The 2,006-nt window shown below is 48.1% G+C and carries 1 protein-coding gene; it reads left to right on the top strand.

Annotation, left to right across the window (positions count from 1 at the left end; genetic code table 11):
• The coding region (locus H7T98_RS10105) for an Ig-like domain-containing protein (protein ID WP_260313913.1) at window positions 1-2,006 on the top strand (2,006 nt) is incomplete at both ends.

Raw genomic sequence — 2,006 nt, 5'->3', positions numbered from 1 at the left:
ATTCCAGCAGGAAATGTAACAGCCAAAGCGACAGATGCATCAGGTAACACCTCAGACGCAAGTGATCCAAAAGTAGCAACAGATACAACAGCGCCAGCGAAACCAGTAGTGAATACAGACCTCACAGGAAAAGCAGGCACTAAGCCATCAGTTGAAGTGAGTGCAGAACCAGGTTCAACTGTTGCCCTTTACGATAAAGATGGTAACAAAATTGGTGAAGGAACGGCTGCTAGCAATGGTAAAGTAACCATTACCCCAACTGTAGCAATTCCAGTAGGTAATGTAACAGCCAAAGCGACAGACCCATCAGGAAACACCTCAGATGCGAGTGATCCAAAAGTAGCGACAGATACTACAGCTCCAGCGAAACCAGTAGTGAATACAGACCTCACAGGCAAAGCAGGCACTAAGCCATCAGTAGAAATAACTGCAGAACCAGGTTCAACTGTTGCTCTTTACGACAAAGATGGTAACAAGATTGGTGAAGGAACGGCTGCTAGCAATGGCAAAGCAACCATCACGCCAACCGTTGATATTCCAGTAGGTAATGTAACAGCGACAGCGACCGATCCATCAGGAAACACATCAGACGCAAGTGATCCTAAAGTAGCAACCGACACCACAGCCCCAGCGAAACCAGTAGTTGCTACAGACCTCACAAGCAAAGCCGGCACTAAGACACCGGTTGAAGTGAGTGCAGAACCAGGTTCAACTGTTGCCCTTTACGATAAAGATGGTAACAAGATTGGTGAAGCGACAGCAGGCGCAGATGGCAAAGCAACTGTTACCCCAACTGTTGATATTCCAGTAGGTAATGTAACAGCCAAAGCGACAGATCCATCAGGAAATACCTCAGATGCAAGTGATCCTAAAGTAGCGACAGATACAACAGCGCCAGCGAAACCAGTAGTGAATACAGATCTTACCGGTAAAGCAGGCACTAAGCCATCAGTAGAAGTAACTGCAGAACCAGGTTCAACTGTTGCTCTTTACGATAAAGATGGCAACAAGATTGGTGAAGCGACAGCAGGAGCAGATGGTAAAGCAACAATCACGCCAACTGTTGCTATTCCAGCAGGAAATGTAACAGCCAAAGCGACAGATCCATCAGGAAATACATCAGACGCAAGTGATCCTAAAGTGGCGACAGATACAACAGCTCCAGCGAAACCAGTTGTGAACACAGACCTTACCGGTAAAGCCGGAACTAAGCCATCAGTAGAAGTGAGCGCAGAACCAGGCTCAACTGTTGCCCTTTACGACAAAGATGGTAACAAGATTGGTGAAGCTACAGCAGGCGCAGATGGCAAAGCAACGATTACGCCAACCGTCGACATTCCAGCAGGAAATGTGACAGCGACAGCGACGGACCCAGCCGGAAATACCTCAGACGCAAGTGATCCAGCGAAGGCAACTACAGGCGCTGATACAGAAGCGCCAGTGAAACCAGTAGTCGCTACAGACCTCACAGGAAAAGCAGGTACTAAGACACCGGTTGAAGTCAGCGCAGAACCAGGTTCAACTGTTGCCCTTTACGATAAAGATGGTAACAAGATTGGTGAAGCGACAGCAGGCGCAGATGGCAAAGCAACAATCACGCCAACCGTTGCTATTCCAGCAGGCAATGTGACAGCGACAGCGACAGATGCAGCTGGTAATACATCAGTTGCAAGTGATCCTAAAGTAGCGACAGATACCACAGCCCCAGCGAAACCAGTAGTGGATACAGACCTTACCGGTAAAGCCGGTACTAAGACTCCAGTTGAAGTAACTGCAGAACCAGGTTCAACTGTTGCTCTTTACGATAAAGATGGCAACAAGATTGGTGAAGCTACAGCAGGCGCAGATGGTAAAGCAACCATTACCCCAACAGTCGACATTCCAGCAGGAAATGTGACAGCTAAAGCGACAGACCCATCAGGAAACACATCAGATGCCAGCGATCCAATGGTAGCAACAACTGATACAACAGCTCCAGCTAAACCAGTTGTCGCTACAGACCTTAC

Source organism: Streptococcus sp. 23.2, assembly GCF_016648665.1.
GTDB classification, from domain to species: Bacteria; Bacillota; Bacilli; order Lactobacillales; family Streptococcaceae; genus Streptococcus; species Streptococcus salivarius_E.
Note: the sequence above shows the minus strand (reverse complement) of the source record. Positions and strands in the feature narration are given on the sequence as shown.